This window comes from Exiguobacterium sp. s124, assembly GCF_018617485.1.
Lineage (GTDB): Bacteria > Bacillota > Bacilli > Exiguobacteriales > Exiguobacteriaceae > Exiguobacterium > Exiguobacterium aestuarii.
In genome coordinates this window covers 128,783-146,534 of record NZ_JACSKH010000002.1, presented here as the reverse complement: position 1 = coordinate 146,534, position 17,752 = coordinate 128,783, and the positions used below count along the sequence as shown (strand labels likewise).

Below are 17,752 nucleotides of genomic sequence, written 5' to 3'. Positions count from 1 at the left end.
AGAAATCTTGACGTCAACATAAAAATAAAACGCTTACATCGTGACCGTTTTATTCATCAAACAAGATTCGTTGCATGCGTTCTGGCGCCTCTAAATAGTCACGCATAACCCGTACATGCTCCAAATCGTCAAACGCCGTCGGGGATAGCCCGGTCTCTACTTGCAAAATGACCGCGCCTGGATATGACATCAAGATGGGTGAGTGACTCGCGATGATGAATTGACTTCCGGATTGTACAAGTTCATGCATACGCGCGAGCATGGTCAGTTGTCGCATCGGTGACAATGCGGCTTCTGGCTCATCCAAAATATAGAGCCCTCTTTCACGGAATCGATGCAACATGAGAGAGAGGAACGCTTCACCGTGCGATTGTTCATGAAGGGAACGTCCGCCGTATGACGCATAAAACCGTTCAGGATCACGCCCTGATTTCGCCATCTCATCCACATAACTCGATAGTTGGTATGCTGTCTCGGCACGTAAGAAAAAACCATCTTTCGGTCGATACGGACCACGAATCGGACGCAACGCTTCATACAAGGAACTATGCGTCGCCTCTGTTTCAAATTGGAAGGACGGTGCTCCGCCTTCTGGGTTGAAGCCCGCCGCTACAGCCATCCCTTCAATTAAAGTCGATTTTCCACTCCCGTTCTCTCCGACGAGAAACGTGACCGGATGATGAAACGTCAGTTCATCGAGGGTCTGAAAGATTGGTAGCGAGTATGGATATCCTGTCGAACGAATGCGTTCTCTCTCTAACCGTATCCCACGTAAAAATAATGTCATGTCCATTCGATCCAAAATGTCGCCCCCTTATGTGAATCGACCCCGTACGAGAATCCTTGCGCTTCAAGTAAGAGCTTCGTGATGGCGAGACCTAAGCCATGACCATTTGAACGATCACCCTTCACGTACATATCCCAAATCGAATGCCCAATGGAAGGGTCAATCCCGTCCCCTTCGTCTGTCACGGACAGTCGATGTGGTGTCAGTTTGATGGTAATCTTTCCGCCAGTAGGGCTCGCCTCATACGCATTTCTAATGAAGTTCGAGAGTACCCGTTCCATTGCGAGTCGATCAGCTTGAATCGATACCGGTTCGAGTTGTAAGTCTAGGGTCACATCTTTTTTTCGGAACCATTCAGACATGCTTGACGTCAATCGACGAATCAAGTCGTCTAGTTGTAGCGACTCCATTTCGAGCGGAATCGTACCGGTGGACAACTTTGAATATTCGAGCATCTGATTGACGAGTCGATCGATACGATCTACTTCCTCGGTAATACTTTTCCCGGTCGTAGAAACCTCTGACGCCTTCACGACACCCAGCTCCAACATTTCTGCCTCGTTTCGAACGATGGCGAGCGGTGTACGCACATCATGCGTCACTCCGGAGATAAATGATTTTTGGAGTGCTTCTTTTTCTTGAAGTGATTCGTTCATTTGACCGACCGTAACGGTCAAATCTCCAATCTCATCGTTCGTCACATTCGGAAGTGTAATGTCGTGTCGCCCTTCCATAATCGAGGTAGTCGCCTGTTTTAATTCCACAAGCGGTTGCGTGAGTCGACGACTCATCCAAAACGTAACACCGATGGCAACCAACAGTGCCAGAATAAACCCACCCGCTAAGATGAGATAGATTTGTTGGAACTGTGGATTTGAAAACGGCACCGGGCTGTACGTCACGATTTGGACGTCCCCTTCTTCTTGTAAGTACGTCAAGAAACGGGTCCCATTCACACTCACTTCGTCTTGAACTGCTAAATCATTCGGATCGAGGGTAATCGGCATCATGCGGTGCATCCGACCACCCCGCTCTAGCTCGATGCGTTGCCCGTCTTGAAATAAAAGTACGTCTAATTGACCTGGAATCCCGCGTCCTTCCTGAATGGCTTCATATACAATCGCCGCCTCGCGCTCCAATTGTGCATACGTCTCATCTTCTGCGAAACGTCCGATTAATAAGGATGTGAGTCCGAAGGTCAAAACCGCCATCACAGCAAGCGGTAGGATAGCCGTCCATAATAGTTTCTTCATCAGACGGTTCATGACAGTCCCTCTAATCGATAACCGACCCGGTGAACGGTCTTCAGCTGTTCTTTTAATGTCGGTGATTTGTCACGTAATTGCTTGATATGGGTGTCGACCGTACGCGTATCTCCGACAAACGTATAATCCCATACATCGTCGAGCAGGCGGTTCCGATCTAACGCCTCCCCGACGTGCTTCCATAAGTACAAAAGCAATTCATACTCTTTGTTCGTCAGTCGGAGCGGTTGTCCGTTCTCTTGTACCATCCTCGACTTGATGTCAATGGTGAGTGCCCCGAATTGAATCAAATCAGTCTGTTTCACGAGACGTTTCAAACGAATCTCCAACTCTTTCAAGACAATCGGTTTGACTAAGTAATCGTCCGCCCCGAGTTCCAATCCAAATACACGGTCATCCGCCTCACCACGTGCGGTCGTCAAGATGATGGCGGGCGATGGTTGTTGCGCTTTTAATGTCGGGATCAAGGTCCAACCTTCCCCGTCAGGCAAACGAACATCTAATAACACCGCATCAAATCGTTGATGTAGCTGTCGCTTCGCCTCACCGAGAGTCGTCGCCACGGTCACATCAAATCCGGCATACGTTAAAAAACGAGACATGCCCTCCGCCAGTTTTTGTTCATCTTCCACAACGAGTACGTTCATCTCATATCGCCTCCACACCCATTATATCGCACACATCGAATGTCCCACCGTTTCCCAAAGACAATTTGCAGAAATCTTGCAACTCCCTCACAACTTTCCTCACCTTCAGATCTACACTTGGAGTATCAAAAGGAGGAGATACACATGAAATCAACGAAACTTGCAATCGCCTTGGCCGGTCTATTAGCCGTCTCAGGCACTGGGGTATATGCCGCGACGAATGACACGGCGACAGACGAATCGACAACGACAGCATCCACCCAATGTGAACGAGGCGAACGAGGTCCTGGTATGTTTGGTGATCGGGAAGCAGGTCATGCCGCTCTCATCAAAGCGCTTGGTTTAACGGAAGAGGAAGTGGACGCTGCACGTGAAAATGGACAGTCACTTCCTGAGCTCGCGGAGGAAAAAGGCATTTCGATTGAAGCATTCATCGATGCGATCATGACATCGCATGAAGAAAAACTGGCGACCGCTGTAGAAGAAGGAAACGTGACACAAGAAGAAGCCGATCAAATCCTTGCGGATCACGAAGAGCGTTTTGCTGATGTGACAAGTTATGATGACTTAGAAGATGCTCGCGGTATGCGCGGCGGACGAGAAGGTGGTCGCCATGGCCACGGTCACGGACCGCATCATGACGATGCTTCAACAGAGAGCGACAGCAACGTAGAGAATCAAAGTTCAAGCTTATAAGTCAAAAGGCAGCCACGACGCACGTGGCTGCCTTTTCATATGACGAGTAATAACAACGCATAACTTAATAGTCCAACTAAAAACGCACCAAAACTACTCTCACGTTCAGCAGGCAATTCTTCTTTCATGACGTTCAAGATGACGCCACCTGCTAAAAAGGCGACAACGATGGACAAGCCAAGTTCATTCACTTCTGCAAATGTACCAACTGCCCACCCTATGAGTACAGCAAGCGCCAAGAAGATGCGCCCTTGTCGATCATAAAGTTGCTGGTGATGCTGACGCAATCCTTGATCGACCGTGACAAAGTGTATGCCGAGCGCTACAAAATAGAGGAACATCGTGCCATTTGACTGAAATTCACTTTCTGCGAGCACATACCCGATGCTAAACGTATAAAGCGTGAATGAACCAATATGAATCCAAAATACATATGGTTTTTGTTTGCGCTTATTGGCTGTCGCGAATCGCTCGAGCCCATAAAAGACAGCCAGTCCTAACATACTGATAATCAAGATATGGTTCTCGAGGGAAGCGAAGACGTTATTTCCAATCTCTCCTTCGAGTTCACGTTGATATTCATTTAACTCTGGTAACAGATGAAGGAATACATAAGCAACGGCAATCCCGCCAGCCACTGATAAAAAGCGACTCCTCGGCACTTCACGCACATGAATGAGCTTTCCTGAAAAAAAGTGAATCACCGCAAAGCCGAGCGCAAACCAAAAACTTAATTCGAACACGTAAGTCCCTCCCACATTAAGACTTCTCTCTATGTGCTCTTACCCGTTCGCTGTATGCTACATTCACTTTCGATTTGATTGCTCTTGTTTCTTTCTTTCCCGAATCTCTTTCTCCACTCGTCGTAACGCTTTTTTCGACCCTCGCGCAAAGTCGTGTGCTTCCTTACGCTCCTGATACGTCGTGAATAACGTATCCAAATCATAGTCAGCCGGATAGAGTTCTATGGCACGCGCCTCTAGCCGGACACGACGACTCGGTAGCTCAACATAATCGTCATTCACGAACACCCGGACATGCCGACGCGATGCATCAAACGAATAGACAAGCCCGACTTGATTTGTCTCTAACAACCGGACACGGTCACCTTTTTCAAAGCGTTCCGCCTCTTCAAGAGGAACCACTTCCACTTCGCGAGCGATTTTAGCATCATCGACTTTCGTGGTGTCATACGTTTTCTCGTTCATATAACGAGATGCCTGTTTCAAAATCGCTTCCGGCAACTTCATCTTCCGAGCGATAAACAAAGCATTACTGTCGCCAGACTGCCCCATGAGCAGTCGGTATTTCGGTTCGAGCGTTTCCGGATCAAACTGCATCGCTGCGTTCATGAAATCCGGATGCGCTTCAGAATACGATTTGATTTCTCCATAATGCGTCGACGCCACAACGATTGATCCACGTTTATAAGCCGCTTCTAAAATGGCAATCGCCAGAGCGGCTCCTTCATTCGGTTCCGTCCCGCTTCCAATCTCATCGAATAGCAGCAGTGACCGTTTTCCAGCAGTTTGCATGATTTTCGCCACATTGTGCATATGCGCCGAGAACGTACTGAGTGCCGACTCCAAGTCCTGATTATCTCCGATATCGACGAACACCTCATCGAATGTGGAGATGACCGTATCGGTGTGTGCCGGGATATGCAGCCCCGTCATCGTCATCAAACTGAGGAGTCCAATCGTTTTCAAGACGACCGTCTTTCCACCAGCATTCGGTCCAGTGATAATCAAGCCACGATAGTCTGTACCGATGGCAAAATCGAGTGGAACGGCACTTTCTAAGAGCGGATGACGCACTTGCTTCAATTGGATTCGACCGGTCGCATTCACATGCGGTGTCACGCCATCAATCGACTGACTGTACTTCCCTTTGGCGAAGACCATATCGTACTGCGCGATGACATCGAGTGTTGCCTCGATGTCAGAAAGGACTTCTGTCACCGCTCCGGTCAAGGTCGCTAACACTTGATACACTTCTACCGCTTCTTCCGTGCGTTTAATGACGAGTTCTGCATTCAATTTCGAAATAGCCTCCGGTTCGATAAAGACCGTTGTCCCACGATTCGATGTGTCTACAATCGTACCCGCTACTTTATGCTTGTATGAAGCTTTGATTGGGATGGTGAAGCGATCCTGTTTTTTCGTGACGAATCCGTCTTGAATCATCTCGCGATTGGCGGCGCTCTTCAAAAACTTGGCCAACCGCTCCTCGATTCGCCCTTCGAGAATGTCGACTTGTTTTCGGATCCGCTTCAACTCTTTCGACGCCTCATCGACGACTTGTCCAGCTCGAATCGCTTGCGTGATGTCTTCTTCTAGTGTCCGCCATTCGCCCATTCCAGCAGCATACGCGGACAGGAGCGGTGCAAAGAATTCATGTTCGAGCATGAATCGCTTCAGTTTACGTGCTCCTCGTAAAAATTCAGCGACCGCTTCAAGTTCTGTTGCTTCGAGTTGGATGCCTCGTTGTAGTTTTCCGATGATTGTTTCCATATCAGAAACCCCGATGAATGGGACGTGTGACGTCGCATCTAAAATCGCTCGTGCTTCAGACGTTTCCTGCAGACGCTTCTTCACCGTCGCAATATGGCTCGTCGGACGTTGTTGTTTGAGTAACCGTCGCCCGAATCCGCTGATGCAGAAGCGCTCTACTTTCGTCATCAATTCGTTGTATTGTAATTTTTCAAATGTTTGTTCGTTCATATGTCTCTCTCCTCAAATGTAGAATCGAGATACCGCGCAAACAAAAAAGCGTTGGTCGATGACGACCAACGCAAAAAGACAGACCGGTGTCTGGCAGTTTTTGATGGGCGGTATCTGTAACGGAACATGACGGCATGACAAAAAGACGTGTCATCCGACATTTTTCAGTTCGTTAGGCAGATACAACCTCACTCATCAACATGCAACACCTTTCTTCAATAGATTCGCCTTAACTATACAATAGATTCATCACCTTGTAAATTTTTAGAGAACGCTTTCAAAAAAAGACTTGTGTCTCAAATCAACACATGTTATGTTGTACGTGAAGAAACGAATAGCGATCACATGTGACTGATTCGATCAGGCATGGGGTAAGACGTACGGTGCATGCCACCCGTCTATACTCCATGCCTGTTTTGTTTTTCCGCGTTTTGTTTTAAGAAAGGATGTAGAAGATATGCTATGGAATAAGTTAATGAATCGACACAAACCGACACTACACTCGCCAATGGAAGGAGACGTCATTCCACTCGAACAAGTAGCCGATCCGGTCTTTAGCGAAAAAATGATGGGCGATGGCATCGCGATCACACCGACAGACGGAGCAGTCGTCTCACCAGCTGACGGAGAAATCGTACAAATCGCTCCGACAAAGCACGCCATCGGCATTCGGACCGAGGATGGTGCTGAGATTTTGATTCACGTTGGACTCGACACCGTCGAACTCGAAGGTCGACCATTCGATCTCCGTGTCGATGTGGGTGACCATGTGAAAACGGGGCAGCTGCTACTCACAGCGGACTTGGCACAAATCCATCAAGCTGGTAAAGACACCGTCACGCCGATGGTCGTGACGAATGGTGGAACGCTTGCCCATCACTATGCCTTCACATTTACGAAGGAAGCCGTCCCAGGTAAGACGGTCGTCGCCCGAGTGGAAGCGTGACTCCGGAACAAGGAGGACACATGATTAAGATCAAAAAGATTCTAAATAACAATGCGGTCATCGTCTCGGACGATGGAGAAGAAAAGATTGCGATTGGTCCTGGCGTCGCCTTTAAAAAGACGAAGAACGACATCGTGAATCCCCATAAAATCGAAAAGTTGTTCATCATGCCGGAAAATGACAAGTTCCAACAGTTACTGAGCCGGATTCCCGTTGAACACTTCACCGTTTCCGAGGATATCATCTCCTATGCGGAAAAACGTCTCGAGACTTCATTCAACGAACACATCCACATCGTCTTGACCGACCACATCTCGTTCGCCATCGAACGAGAAATGGATGGCATCTTATTGCGCAACAAACTGTTGAACGAGATTAAAATCCTCTATCGGAATGAATACGAGATTGGGCTATGGGCGATTGAACATATCGCTGAAAAGCTCAACGTGAAAATGCCGAAAGACGAAGCTGCGTTCATCGCGCTTCATATCCATACGATGAAAGTGAAAGGAGGTGATTTACGCAAGACGGTCAAACAGACAACGATTGTCCGCGACATGATTCAATCGATTTCACGACGACTTGATGTATCCATTGAAGAAGATGACTTATCCTACCAACGATTATTAACCCATTTACGGTTCGTCATGGATCGGGTCAACCATTACGATCATCACACGATTGATGAAGACATGCTCCGCATGATTCAGACGAAATTCACGTCTGCCTATGCGTGCGCATCTGATGTCGCAAAAGAAATGGAAGAGACATATGGCATCGTCTTGCCCGAGTCAGAACTTGGCTATATTACGCTCCACATTCAACGTCTACAAGATCAACACCACCAAAAAGGAGGACATTAACAATGATGAATTATTTGCAACGTCTCGGACGTTCCCTTATGTTACCGGTCGCCGTACTTCCGGCTGCCGCCATTCTCATGGGGATTGGTTACTGGATTGATCCATCTGGTTGGGGGTCAGGAAACATTGCCGCTGCATTCTTAATTAAAGCAGGGGCCGCGATTATCGATAACATCCCAATTCTTTTCGCAGTCGGGGTAGGTCTTGGAATGTCAAAAAACCGAGACGGTTCAGCTGCACTCAGTGGACTCGTGGCTTATTTGACCGTCACGACACTTTTGGCAGCCGGAACGGTCGCCTTGTTCCAAGGAATTGACGTCGAAGCCGTCAACCCGGCGTTCTCGAGAATTGAAAATGCATTTATCGGTATTTTATCAGGATTAATTGCCGCTAGTATGTACAACCGCTTCAGTCACGTCAAACTACCGGACGCCCTCGCATTCTTTAGTGGGAAGCGTCTCGTTCCAATCATGACAGCCTTCTCGATGATTCTCGTATCAGTCGCGCTTTACTTCATCTGGCCGGTCGTCTTTACAGGTCTTGTTGGATTCGGGGAATCGATTTCAAAACTTGGCGCATTCGGTGCCGGGCTTTATGGATTCTTTAACCGTCTCTTGATTCCAACTGGTCTTCACCATGCCCTCAACTCGGTATTCTGGTTCGATGTCGCCGACATTAACGATATCGGAAAGTTCTGGTCGGGTGAAGGTGAAAAAGGTGTGACAGGAATGTATCAAGCCGGATTCTTCCCAATCATGATGTTCGGTCTCCCAGCCGCAGCACTTGCGATGTACCATACAGCGAAGACAAAACGGAAGAAACAAGCTGCATCACTACTATTCGCAGCAGCGTTCGCTTCGTTCTTTACAGGTGTAACTGAACCACTCGAGTTCTCATTCATGTTCCTCGCACCTGTTCTTTACCTTGTACACGCAGTCCTTACAGGAATCTCGCTCTTTATCGCGGCAACGTTCCAATGGACAGCCGGCTTTACATTCAGTGCTGGTCTCGTTGACTTCTTCCTCAGTTCAAGATTACCTCTTGCCAATCAGCCGTACATGCTCATTGTGCAAGGTCTCGTATTTGCAGTCATCTACTATGCCATCTTCCGCTTCATGATTGTGAAGTTTAACTTAATGACGCCAGGCCGCGAATCAGATGAAGTCGTTGATGCAGTCGCAAGTGAAACGACAGACGGCGAAACGAAAGTGGCGCCGGTCGCATCTGCCTCTGGCAACGAATTCTCAGCGATGGCGAACATGATCTATGATGGTCTCGGCGGTGACAGCAACGTCACAGGAATCGAGTCTTGTATCACACGCCTACGCGTTGATGTCAAAGACATGGATACCGTTAACCAAGATCAAATCAAAAAAGCTGGTATCCCTGGCGTTAAAGTCGTCAGCCCGAATCATATCCAAGTCATCGTCGGCACAAACGTTCAGTTCGTCCTCGATGAGATTGAAAAAATCCGTAGCCACCGCGCCGGATAAACGTCGAAAGCCACCTCATTCAGGTGGCTTTTCTTGTTTTTGTGCATATTGTTTATAAAATTGAATGAAATAGTAGAGAAAGATCCACGGTAAGATGTATTGCGTGAGCCACATGAAGACCTTAAGTACTGTATGCACAATATATGGTCCTAGCCCAAATAAAAATAATACGACTAGTAAAGCGACTCCTAAACCTATGTATATCTTTTTATCCAACTCATCCACCTCCTTATTTTCCCAGTTCAGTGTAACATAAAGAGCCTGCCGCAACCGGGCAGGCTCTTCTTACATTTGACGAAGTCGGGAAATCCGCTCGACTGGATCAGGGTGCGTCGAGAAGAGACCACTTACTTTCTTCTTGAGTGGGTCGGAGAAGTAAAGTGGGGCCGAGGCACTCGACGCTTGCTCGACCGGTGTCTCGACGTTTGCAATCTTCTCAAGCGCTGAGGCGAGGGCATCCGGGTTACGGGTCAGTTCCGCTCCACTCGCATCTGCCAAGAACTCACGATTTCGTGAAATCGCCATATTAATGAGCATCGCGATGAGCGGGGCCAATACCAATAAGACGAGTCCGATGATGAGAAAGATTGGATTCTGGTTTTGATCGCGTCTCCCTCCACTGATGCTTCGGAAAAATAACATACGTGACCCGATGTCGCTCATGATGGCAATGACCGATACAAGTGCGAGCGTGACCGTCGAGAGCCGCACATCATAATTCTTAATATGTGCGACCTCATGCGCAATCACACCTTCTACTTCTTCGCGAGACAATCGTTCTAGTAGTCCCGTCGTGACGGCGACGGCCGCCTTTTCCGGCTTCAGTCCCGTCGCAAATGCGTTCGGTGACGAATCGTTGATGATAAAGACACGAGGCATCGGTATCCTCGCGACCATTGCCATGTTTTCGACCGTATGCCATAAAAAGCGATGCTCTTCGACCGAGGTCACCTCTTGCGCCCGATTCATCTTCATGACGATGTTCGTGCTCGACATGATGACGATGCCGACATAAAACAACGAGAAGATGGGTGTGAAAATCAACCCCGGGATTGCGTCCCCGTAGTTGACGTAGGAGATGGCCGCCCCCACGAGAAGAACGAATAAGACGAACCCCGTGACGATGAAAACGGTCTTTACTTTATTCTTTCGAATCTGTTCATAGAGGAGCATAGCTGCCACCTCGATTCATCAAAACGACACGCGAACGTTTTCGCGCTCTTCAGCACGTGCTTCAAGCATGTCGCGTTTTTCGAAATGATGGACGGACGCGATGATATTCGTCGGTACCGATTCGATTTTTGTATTGTACTTCATGACCGTATTGTTATAGAGCTGACGCGAGTACGCGACCTTGTTTTCAGTCTGCGTCAATTCTTCCTGCAACATTTTGAAGTTCTCGTTCGCCTTCAAGTCTGGATACGCTTCACGAAGCGCGAACAGATTTTTCAACGCCCCGCTCAGTTGGTCGTTCACCGCCATCTGATCTTGACGATTCGACTTCTCACCAAGCTGATTTCTCAGTTCAACGACCTTCGCGAGCGTCTCTTGCTCGTGTTTCGCATACCCTTTCACCGTCTCGACCAAGTTCGGAATCAAATCATACCGCCGCTTCAACTGAACATCGATTTGAGCCCATGCCTCATCGACCCAGTTCCGATATTTGACGAGCCCGTTGTACATCGAAAAATAGATGAGTACGAGCACGACAACCGCTACAATCGCAATAATCCACCCCATGTTGTCACCTCATTTCTTCATTTTCTCCTGTATTAATTCCCTTTACTCGTATAAGATAAGCTTAACTTTCATAACAATTTGTAAATGGATTCATTTCTTGACACGGTAATCACAAAGGAGTGTTCGCAATGATCGTCACGCATGCCGAAGTACGTTTGACAGAGTTGTTCGAAGAGATGGTGTCACTAAGGCGCCATTTTCACCAATATCCAGAGCTGTCCTTTCAAGAAGTCGAAACGCCAAAGATGATTGCCTCTTATCTCCGTGCGCTTGGAATCGAGGTGCGTGAACACGTTGGCGGTAATGGTGTCGTCGGTCGAATCAAAGGCGGTGACGGCCCGACCATCGCGTTACGTGCCGATTTTGATGCGCTTCCGATCCAAGATGTGAAAGATGTCCCCTATCGTTCAAAAGTAAATGGGGTCATGCATGCTTGCGGACACGATGCCCATACGGCTACACTTCTCGTCCTAGCGAAAGTGTTGACCAAGATGGACCTTCCGGGAGACGTCGTGTTGATTCATCAGTTCGCTGAAGAGTTGGCTCCAGGGGGTGCCAAACCGATGATTGAAGACGGGTGTCTCGACAACGTAGATTATGTATACGGCGCACACATTTGGACGCCCCTCCCCTTCGGTACCATTGGCGTGAAAACAGGTCCCGTCATGGCTGCAGCCGATCGATTTGAATTGACCATTACAGGAAAAGGTGGACATGGCGCGATTCCGCAACATACGGTCGATGCGCTCATGGTCGCCGTGAACGTGGCCAATCATCTCCAACAAGTGGTCAGTCGACGCGTTGACCCGCTCGAACCAGCCGTTCTCACCATCGGGACTCTCCATTCCGGTCAAGCGTTCAACGTGATAGCCGAAGAAGCGAAGTTATCTGGAACCGTGCGTACGTTCACCCATGAGACGCAAGAAAAGATGATCACGGATATGGAACGCATCATCCGTTCCGTCTGTGCTGCGAGCGATGCCGAGTACGAGCTCGACTATATAAAAGGGTATCCTGCTGTCGTCAATCATGTGACGGAAACGGAACACGTCCGGCAAAGCGCAATCGACGTCGTCGGTTCAGATGGTGTTATCGAGATGGCACCGCTCATGGTCGGCGAAGACTTCGCCTACTATGTAGAACAAGTGCCCGGTAGCTTCTTCTTCACGGGAGCCGGTAACCCCGAGCTTGCGGCAATCTTCCCTCATCACCATCCTCGTTTCGATGTAGATGAACGGGCGATGTTACACACGGCTCACATCTTGTTAGGCGCTTTACAACGAACATGGACGGCACACGAAAAAGAGGGCTGATGCATCGCATCAGTCCTCTTCTGTGATTGGTTCTTGTAGTTCTGAGACAAGCACTTGGTCGACACGCTTACCGTCCATATCCACGACTTCAAAACGAAGACCATACGCTTCGACCACATCGCCCCGCTTCGGAAAATCACCGAGGGCATAAATGACGAGTCCCGCGAGCGTGTGATAGGAGTTGCGTCCTTCATCGAATCGGTCATCCCGAATCTCAAACGTTCGCTTCAAATCTTCGATTCCGAGTAACCCGTCCGCTAAATACGACCCATCTTCACGACGCACCACTTCCGGTGTATCCTCTTCAATCATGACCTCTCCGACGATTTCTTCCAAAATATCGAACAAGGTGACCATGCCAAGGAATCCGCCATATTCATCTAAAACGAATGCAATCTCGACACCATTTTTCTGCATCATTTGAAGCACTTGGCTCGCCTCTCGCTGTTTCGGAACGATAAGCGGTTGCTTGATGCGTTTTAAAATCTGTGACGGTTCACGCAATGTCGGTAACGTCAAAATGTCACGTACGTCGATATAGCCGACAAAATCGTCGAGCGAGTCGCGACCGACCGGTAACTTGTTATGTTTACTTTCATAGATCGACTTCTTGATATCATCCATGTCATCTTCTAAATCGACCCATTCGAGCGTCGTCCGCGGTTGCATGAGTTCATAAATCAATTGATCATGAAAAGCAAAGACCCGTTCGACCTGTCGTACTTCTTCATGGGCGAACTGACCTTGCTGAGCTCCTTCAAATAAGAGTTGTTTGATTTCGAGTTCGGTCTCCCCACTCGTCTGTTCCGCCTTCAACCCTAATAATTTAAACAAGAAGAGCGTCGATTTCGATAAAATCCAAATGAACGGCTTCATCACCTTGCTGAATAGATCAAGCGAAGGAATAATCGCCATCGTGACTTTCTCAGGCGAGACGAGCGCAATCCGTTTCGGTACCAATTCTCCAATGATGAGCGACAAATACGTAATGATTGTAACGACGGCCACATAAGCAACCGTCCCGGCATACTGCGTACTCATCCCGGCTTGTTCAAACGCCGATGCGAGCGGAGCCGAGAAGCGCGCACCCCCGTAGGCCCCGTTAATAATCCCAATCAATGTGATTCCGACTTGAACGGTCGACAACAAATCTGTCGGGTCTTTCGAATAGTGAAGCGCAATCTTCGCACTTCGTTTCCCTCGATTTGCTTCAACCTCAAGTTTTGCAGGTTTCGATGAGATGAGCGCAATTTCTGTCATCGCAAAAATCCCGTTCAACACAATCAAAAACAAAACAATCAACAAATCAATCACTATGGAAGAATCCACTTTTTTATCACCTCAGCTAATTTTTAAACCATACCGCTTCATTTTATCAAAAAATCGTTACCAACCTGTACCCGTTTTGTCAGAAAAATAGCCACTCCTCAAGAAGTGGCTTCGTTGACAGCTTGTTTGGCGATGGCCGCGGTTTGGGACTGCTTAAAGAGAATCACCCCGACGAGCAGGACCGTAAGCCCGACCACTTGTCCAGACGACAAGGTGATTTGAGGCATTCCGAAGGCGCCGTACAAATCGACGAGTAACGCCCAAATGAGTTGCGACACGAGAATGAGTGACACGGACAACGTTGGACCAAGCAATTGGATGCTACGCATGACACAATACACAACACCAACACCAAGCAATCCACCGAGCCAATAAATTGGAGACACGTCACGTAATCCGGAAAGATTGCCTCCGAATAGTAACAACGGGATGATGGATCCGACCAGACCGACGATAAAGACCAGTACCGTTGTCGCCCAAGCTCCTAAATTTGTATTCATTTTTGCATTGACCGCTGCCTGGACACTAATAAATGCCCCGGCCACTGCTGAACAGATGATTCCAAAAACCATGTAATCGCTCCTCACTCATAAAACATGCCATTCGCACGTTCCTTCAATCGTTCACTATTTAAAATGACAACTTCTTTTCTCGTTCGTGTGACCAATCCTTCATCGACGAACGCCTGCAACGTTCGATTCAAATGACGATAACTCGTCCCAAGCCATTCGGCGACTTCTTTACGCTTCAGTTGACTCATCTCAGCTTGAAACAGCTCATTACCCGACTCGCTAAGCGAGATCAAATAACCAGCCAACCGTTCTTCAAGTGTCGACATGAGATGATTGGATGAGGCGTTCGCCTCGATGAACAGCTTTTCGGACACCCCGCGCAATAGATGTTCCGTAAATTCGACCGTACGATTATGACGACGAAGTACCTCGAACGGAATACGTAAACATATTACCGGGCCAACCGCCTCGACGGTATGCAACACGTTACGACCACTCGCATATTCGATGTCACCAATCAGGGTAGGTGCAGCTTTTAAACGAAGCAAGCGCAACTTCCCTTCTTCACTCAGCGTATAAATTTTGACACGTCCTTCGAGAACGACAAACAAGCATTCAATATGTTGATTGTTCGAACAAAGCATTGTCCCGGATTCATAAGTGACTAAAGAAGAAGCTTCGAGCGTTTCGTTAGAAAAAAGATGATCCCACTGCAAACGTGTCAGTGCATCCATAATATTCATCATTGGAATTGAACTCCTTACGCGAATGTATAAATTCCGATACCGACGACCATCAAGACGAGTCCCATGACCTGTCCCGTATTCATCGGCTTCCGTTTGACACCAAACCAGCCGTTCAAATCGATGATAAAGGCTCCTACCAATTGTGCCACAAGCAGGACACAGATTGCCCACGTCACACCAAGTTGTTGAATCGCTGTCAGTTCACCGAACACGACGAATACACCAAACAGTCCACCTAAACTATAATACCAAGGGACACGTTTGAAGGCCGTCATGTCAGCATCTCGTTTGAAAAAGTAAATGACGAGCGCTAACAGAAGTCCGACGAAATGGACGATTGTGACAGACATCCATGCCCCTACTGCATCTCCTAGTTTGGCATTAAAAATTCCTTGTAACGCGATAAACGTGCCAGATAGTATGGCAAATATAACTCCCATGTCATTCCCCTCTCTCTTTGTCTGACTGTACAAAAAGAATGACAGTTTGAATAGGACATATGTCCAAAAATAAAAAGCAACTTCGAATGATCGAAGTTGCTTCATCATGTTTATCCGAGCAATTTGACGAGTTCTTTCCCGACCGCTTCAGAAGACTGAGGGTTTTGACCTGTGACGAGTCGATCGTCCACTGCCACATTCACCGCCCAGTTGTCGGCTCCTTTGAACTGTCCGCCTTGATTGCGAAGTCCCGTCTCCAATAAGAACGGTACAGCTGAATCAAGTTGCATTTCTTTTTCTTCTGCGTCGGTGAATCCTGTCACCTGTTTATCTTTGACGAGTGGTTCATTGTTACTAAGCTTCACATTGACCAATCCAATCGGTCCATGGCAAACCGCTCCAACAATGTTTCCACTTTCGTATACGTTGCGAATCACGCGCTGTAGCGTTTCATTTTCTGGGAAATCGACGACTGTCCCGTGACCACCAGGCAAGTAGATTGCGTCGTATGACTCGTCTGCGACTTGATTGAGACGCGCTGTGTCTTTGAGCAACTCGCGTGTATTTAAAATATCTTCCGACAAGCCATCCTCTAAACTATTCGCATCGATTGGCACGTCTCCACCTTCGATACTTGCGACCGTCACTTTGTACCCTTCTTTTTCAAACAACAAGTAAGGAACGGCAAACTCTTCAAGCCAAAGTCCAGTTGCATGGCCATTTGATAATTCATTCGCTGACGTTGTGACAATCAGTACATGTTTCGACATACTCAATTCCTCCTTCAATAATCAACATACGACACTATTGTTCCCGATTCATCATCCGTTAAACCTGATGAACTGTCTCGACATCATGAGGTGTTTCTTTTTTTGACCTGGTGATTTATTCAGCCTACCTCTTTTGTATATCCTTCTATACTGAGGATGAATCGTCACTCTGAACAATGAAGGGGATATCTCGTATGACGAAACGAATGAATGACTGGGGGTTTCTCGCTGTTGTTGCCATCATCATCTTGTTGCTTGTGCTCGGTCAGTTGAAGATCTTCATGTAATCTTCACGGACATTCCTTCACAAACTGTAGTATGATGGCGTTGTAAGCACTTACAACAAACCCAATAGGAAAGGATGAATTTCACTATGTCAGAACGTATTTTCATCAGTCCGGCTAAGTATGTGCAAGGGAAACAGACGATTGATCGTATCGGAGAATTCGTCGCCCACTTCGGTTCAAAAGCTTTACTCATCGCCGATGACGTCGTGTGGGATTTAATCGGTTCGCGTGTGACAACGTCGCTAGAGACGAGCAATCTTGAGTCGACGAAAGCAGATTTTGTCGGAGAGGCATCGAAACATGAGATTACTCGAATCGCCACAGACGCCAAAGAGAGCGGTACAGCATTTGTGATCGGTCTCGGTGGCGGTAAGACGCTCGATACGGCAAAGGCGGTCGCAGATGAATTGGATGCGCGCATCGTCATCGTACCGACGATTGCCTCGACAGACGCACCGACGAGCGCACTTTCAGTCATTTATACAGATGAAGGCAATTTCGAAAGCTATCGTTTTTATAAAAAGAATCCAGACCTCGTTTTAGTGGACACCGAGTTGATTGCACAGGCACCGCCACGCTTCCTTGCATCAGGAATTGCCGATGCTTTAGCGACGTGGGTTGAAGTGCGAAGCGTTCTTTCATTTGGAGGGAAAACGATGGCCGGTGGTGTCCCGACGCTTGCGGCGGAAGCGATTGCCGAACGGTGTGAAGAGGTGCTGTTCACGTACGGCATTCAGGCGTATGAATCCGTCAAAGCAAAAGTCGTCACACCTGCGCTCGAAGCCATCGTTGAAGCCAACACCCTATTGAGCGGTCTAGGCTTTGAAAGTGGTGGCTTGGCTGCTGCCCACGCCATTCACAATGGATTCACCGCGTTAGAGGGGGACATCCACCATTTGACGCACGGCGAAAAAGTTGCATTCGGAACACTCGTACAACTCGCACTCGAAGGACGTCCTCAAGAAGAATTCGAGCAGTACGTTGCCTTTTATATGGCACTCGATTTACCGGTCACACTCGAAGATATTAAATTGAAAGATGCATCCCGAGAAGATATCTTGAAAGTCGGAAAAGCTGCCACGGCAGAAGGTGAAACCATTCATAGCGGTTTTGATGTCTCGCCTGAAGAAGTGGCAGACGCGATCATCGCGGCCGACCGATATGCCCGTCTTTATCAAGAGCGTTTATGAAAACA

18 protein-coding genes are annotated in these 17,752 nt (G+C 48.0%); 6 read left to right on the top strand and 12 right to left on the bottom strand.

The window, feature by feature from the left end; translation table 11 throughout:
- Nucleotides 1-49: 49 nt before the first annotated feature.
- From KNO85_RS11320 to KNO85_RS11310, 3 genes are read right to left on the bottom strand one after another with little or no spacing between them, the layout of a single operon-like run.
- Entirely contained in the window at nucleotides 50-793 is a 744-nt protein-coding gene (locus KNO85_RS11320) for an AAA family ATPase (RefSeq protein WP_214790457.1), read from the bottom strand.
- Entirely contained in the window at nucleotides 784-2,052 is a 1,269-nt protein-coding gene (locus KNO85_RS11315) for a sensor histidine kinase (RefSeq protein ID WP_214790166.1), read from the bottom strand. The genes KNO85_RS11320 and KNO85_RS11315 overlap by 10 nt, the downstream gene beginning before the upstream one ends.
- The gene (locus KNO85_RS11310) at nucleotides 2,049-2,699 is read right to left on the bottom strand and encodes a response regulator transcription factor (RefSeq protein ID WP_214790165.1); all 651 of its coding nucleotides are present in this window, start codon (nucleotides 2,697-2,699) and stop codon (nucleotides 2,049-2,051) included. Before KNO85_RS11310 ends, KNO85_RS11315 begins: the two co-directional genes overlap by 4 nt.
- A 144-nt stretch (nucleotides 2,700-2,843) precedes the next feature.
- Here KNO85_RS11310 and KNO85_RS11305 point away from each other — a divergent pair, with 144 nt between their 5' ends.
- Nucleotides 2,844-3,395, top strand: coding sequence for a hypothetical protein (locus KNO85_RS11305; RefSeq protein WP_214790163.1), 552 nt, complete (start codon nucleotides 2,844-2,846; stop codon nucleotides 3,393-3,395).
- A 35-nt stretch (nucleotides 3,396-3,430) separates the two neighbouring features.
- Here the strand turns inward: KNO85_RS11305 and KNO85_RS11300 are convergent, their stop codons facing one another.
- Together KNO85_RS11300 and KNO85_RS11295 are read right to left on the bottom strand one after the other, a co-directional pair.
- Complete coding sequence (locus tag KNO85_RS11300; RefSeq protein WP_214790161.1) at nucleotides 3,431-4,138, bottom strand: hypothetical protein; 708 nt, start codon at nucleotides 4,136-4,138, stop codon at nucleotides 3,431-3,433.
- A gap of 63 nt (nucleotides 4,139-4,201) precedes the next feature.
- On the bottom strand, nucleotides 4,202-6,118 hold the full coding sequence (locus KNO85_RS11295; protein ID WP_214790159.1) for an endonuclease MutS2: 1,917 nt from the start codon (nucleotides 6,116-6,118) through the stop codon (nucleotides 4,202-4,204).
- Between the two features lie 457 nt (nucleotides 6,119-6,575).
- Here KNO85_RS11295 and KNO85_RS11290 point away from each other — a divergent pair, with 457 nt between their 5' ends.
- The 3 genes from KNO85_RS11290 to nagE are packed head-to-tail and all read left to right on the top strand — an operon-like array spanning nucleotide 6,576 to nucleotide 9,420.
- A complete protein-coding gene (locus tag KNO85_RS11290; RefSeq protein ID WP_214790158.1) occupies nucleotides 6,576-7,064 on the top strand; it encodes a PTS sugar transporter subunit IIA in 489 nt (162 codons plus the stop codon).
- A gap of 20 nt (nucleotides 7,065-7,084) precedes the next feature.
- Entirely contained in the window at nucleotides 7,085-7,927 is an 843-nt protein-coding gene (locus KNO85_RS11285) for a PRD domain-containing protein (protein WP_251125162.1), read from the top strand.
- A 2-nt stretch (nucleotides 7,928-7,929) separates the two neighbouring features.
- A complete protein-coding gene (gene nagE / locus KNO85_RS11280; protein ID WP_214790156.1) occupies nucleotides 7,930-9,420 on the top strand; it encodes an N-acetylglucosamine-specific PTS transporter subunit IIBC in 1,491 nt (496 codons plus the stop codon).
- Nucleotides 9,421-9,705: 285 nt separating this feature from the next.
- Here the strand turns inward: nagE and htpX are convergent, their stop codons facing one another.
- Nucleotides 9,706-10,593 (bottom strand): zinc metalloprotease HtpX, encoded by an 888-nt coding sequence (gene htpX / locus KNO85_RS11275; RefSeq protein ID WP_214790154.1) that lies wholly within the window; start codon nucleotides 10,591-10,593, stop codon nucleotides 9,706-9,708.
- Nucleotides 10,594-10,611: 18 nt separating this feature from the next.
- Nucleotides 10,612-11,160 (bottom strand): LemA family protein, encoded by a 549-nt coding sequence (locus tag KNO85_RS11270; protein ID WP_015880351.1) that lies wholly within the window; start codon nucleotides 11,158-11,160, stop codon nucleotides 10,612-10,614.
- Between the two features lie 128 nt (nucleotides 11,161-11,288).
- Between KNO85_RS11270 and KNO85_RS11265 the strand changes: the two genes are divergently transcribed.
- Nucleotides 11,289-12,473 carry an amidohydrolase gene (locus KNO85_RS11265; RefSeq protein ID WP_214790152.1) on the top strand — a complete coding sequence of 395 codons (1,185 nt, stop codon included), beginning with the start codon at nucleotides 11,289-11,291 and terminating at the stop codon, nucleotides 12,471-12,473.
- Between the two features lie 9 nt (nucleotides 12,474-12,482).
- On the opposite strand, the gene KNO85_RS11260 is transcribed toward KNO85_RS11265, so the two are convergent.
- The 5 genes from KNO85_RS11260 to KNO85_RS11240 all read right to left on the bottom strand — a co-directional run bounded on the left by KNO85_RS11260 (nucleotide 12,483) and on the right by KNO85_RS11240 (nucleotide 16,270).
- Nucleotides 12,483-13,802, bottom strand: coding sequence for a hemolysin family protein (locus KNO85_RS11260; protein ID WP_214790150.1), 1,320 nt, complete (start codon nucleotides 13,800-13,802; stop codon nucleotides 12,483-12,485).
- Between the two features lie 98 nt (nucleotides 13,803-13,900).
- Entirely contained in the window at nucleotides 13,901-14,374 is a 474-nt protein-coding gene (locus KNO85_RS11255) for a DMT family transporter (protein ID WP_214790148.1), read from the bottom strand.
- 11 nt (nucleotides 14,375-14,385) lie between these two features.
- Nucleotides 14,386-15,060, bottom strand: a complete 675-nt coding sequence (locus tag KNO85_RS11250) for a Crp/Fnr family transcriptional regulator (RefSeq protein ID WP_214790146.1) — start codon at nucleotides 15,058-15,060, stop codon at nucleotides 14,386-14,388.
- Between the two features lie 14 nt (nucleotides 15,061-15,074).
- On the bottom strand, nucleotides 15,075-15,500 hold the full coding sequence (locus tag KNO85_RS11245; RefSeq protein ID WP_214790144.1) for a DMT family transporter: 426 nt from the start codon (nucleotides 15,498-15,500) through the stop codon (nucleotides 15,075-15,077).
- Nucleotides 15,501-15,610: 110 nt separating this feature from the next.
- Nucleotides 15,611-16,270 carry a type 1 glutamine amidotransferase domain-containing protein gene (locus tag KNO85_RS11240; protein ID WP_214790142.1) on the bottom strand — a complete coding sequence of 220 codons (660 nt, stop codon included), beginning with the start codon at nucleotides 16,268-16,270 and terminating at the stop codon, nucleotides 15,611-15,613.
- A 373-nt stretch (nucleotides 16,271-16,643) separates the two neighbouring features.
- Between KNO85_RS11240 and KNO85_RS11235 the strand changes: the two genes are divergently transcribed.
- Entirely contained in the window at nucleotides 16,644-17,747 is a 1,104-nt protein-coding gene (locus KNO85_RS11235; RefSeq protein WP_214790141.1) for a glycerol dehydrogenase, read from the top strand.
- The last annotated feature ends 5 nt before the right edge of the window (nucleotides 17,748-17,752 follow it).

What these genes read in the sequence shown, in the direction of transcription:
- KNO85_RS11320 (WP_214790457.1), bottom strand. Translation starts at nt 793, where the DNA reads ATGGACATGACATTATTTTTACGTGGGATACGGTTAGAGAGAGAACGC.
- KNO85_RS11315 (WP_214790166.1), bottom strand. Translation starts at nt 2,052, where the DNA reads ATGAACCGTCTGATGAAGAAACTATTATGGACGGCTATCCTACCGCTT.
- KNO85_RS11310 (WP_214790165.1), bottom strand. Translation starts at nt 2,699, where the DNA reads ATGAACGTACTCGTTGTGGAAGATGAACAAAAACTGGCGGAGGGCATG.
- KNO85_RS11305 (WP_214790163.1), top strand. Translation starts at nt 2,844, where the DNA reads ATGAAATCAACGAAACTTGCAATCGCCTTGGCCGGTCTATTAGCCGTC.
- KNO85_RS11295 (WP_214790159.1), bottom strand. Translation starts at nt 6,118, where the DNA reads ATGAACGAACAAACATTTGAAAAATTACAATACAACGAATTGATGACG.
- KNO85_RS11290 (WP_214790158.1), top strand. Translation starts at nt 6,576, where the DNA reads ATGCTATGGAATAAGTTAATGAATCGACACAAACCGACACTACACTCG.
- KNO85_RS11285 (WP_251125162.1), top strand. Translation starts at nt 7,085, where the DNA reads ATGATTAAGATCAAAAAGATTCTAAATAACAATGCGGTCATCGTCTCG.
- nagE (WP_214790156.1), top strand. Translation starts at nt 7,930, where the DNA reads ATGATGAATTATTTGCAACGTCTCGGACGTTCCCTTATGTTACCGGTC.
- htpX (WP_214790154.1), bottom strand. Translation starts at nt 10,593, where the DNA reads ATGCTCCTCTATGAACAGATTCGAAAGAATAAAGTAAAGACCGTTTTC.
- KNO85_RS11270 (WP_015880351.1), bottom strand. Translation starts at nt 11,160, where the DNA reads ATGGGGTGGATTATTGCGATTGTAGCGGTTGTCGTGCTCGTACTCATC.
- KNO85_RS11265 (WP_214790152.1), top strand. Translation starts at nt 11,289, where the DNA reads ATGATCGTCACGCATGCCGAAGTACGTTTGACAGAGTTGTTCGAAGAG.
- KNO85_RS11255 (WP_214790148.1), bottom strand. Translation starts at nt 14,374, where the DNA reads ATGGTTTTTGGAATCATCTGTTCAGCAGTGGCCGGGGCATTTATTAGT.
- KNO85_RS11250 (WP_214790146.1), bottom strand. Translation starts at nt 15,060, where the DNA reads ATGATGAATATTATGGATGCACTGACACGTTTGCAGTGGGATCATCTT.
- KNO85_RS11245 (WP_214790144.1), bottom strand. Translation starts at nt 15,500, where the DNA reads ATGGGAGTTATATTTGCCATACTATCTGGCACGTTTATCGCGTTACAA.
- KNO85_RS11240 (WP_214790142.1), bottom strand. Translation starts at nt 16,270, where the DNA reads ATGTCGAAACATGTACTGATTGTCACAACGTCAGCGAATGAATTATCA.
- KNO85_RS11235 (WP_214790141.1), top strand. Translation starts at nt 16,644, where the DNA reads ATGTCAGAACGTATTTTCATCAGTCCGGCTAAGTATGTGCAAGGGAAA.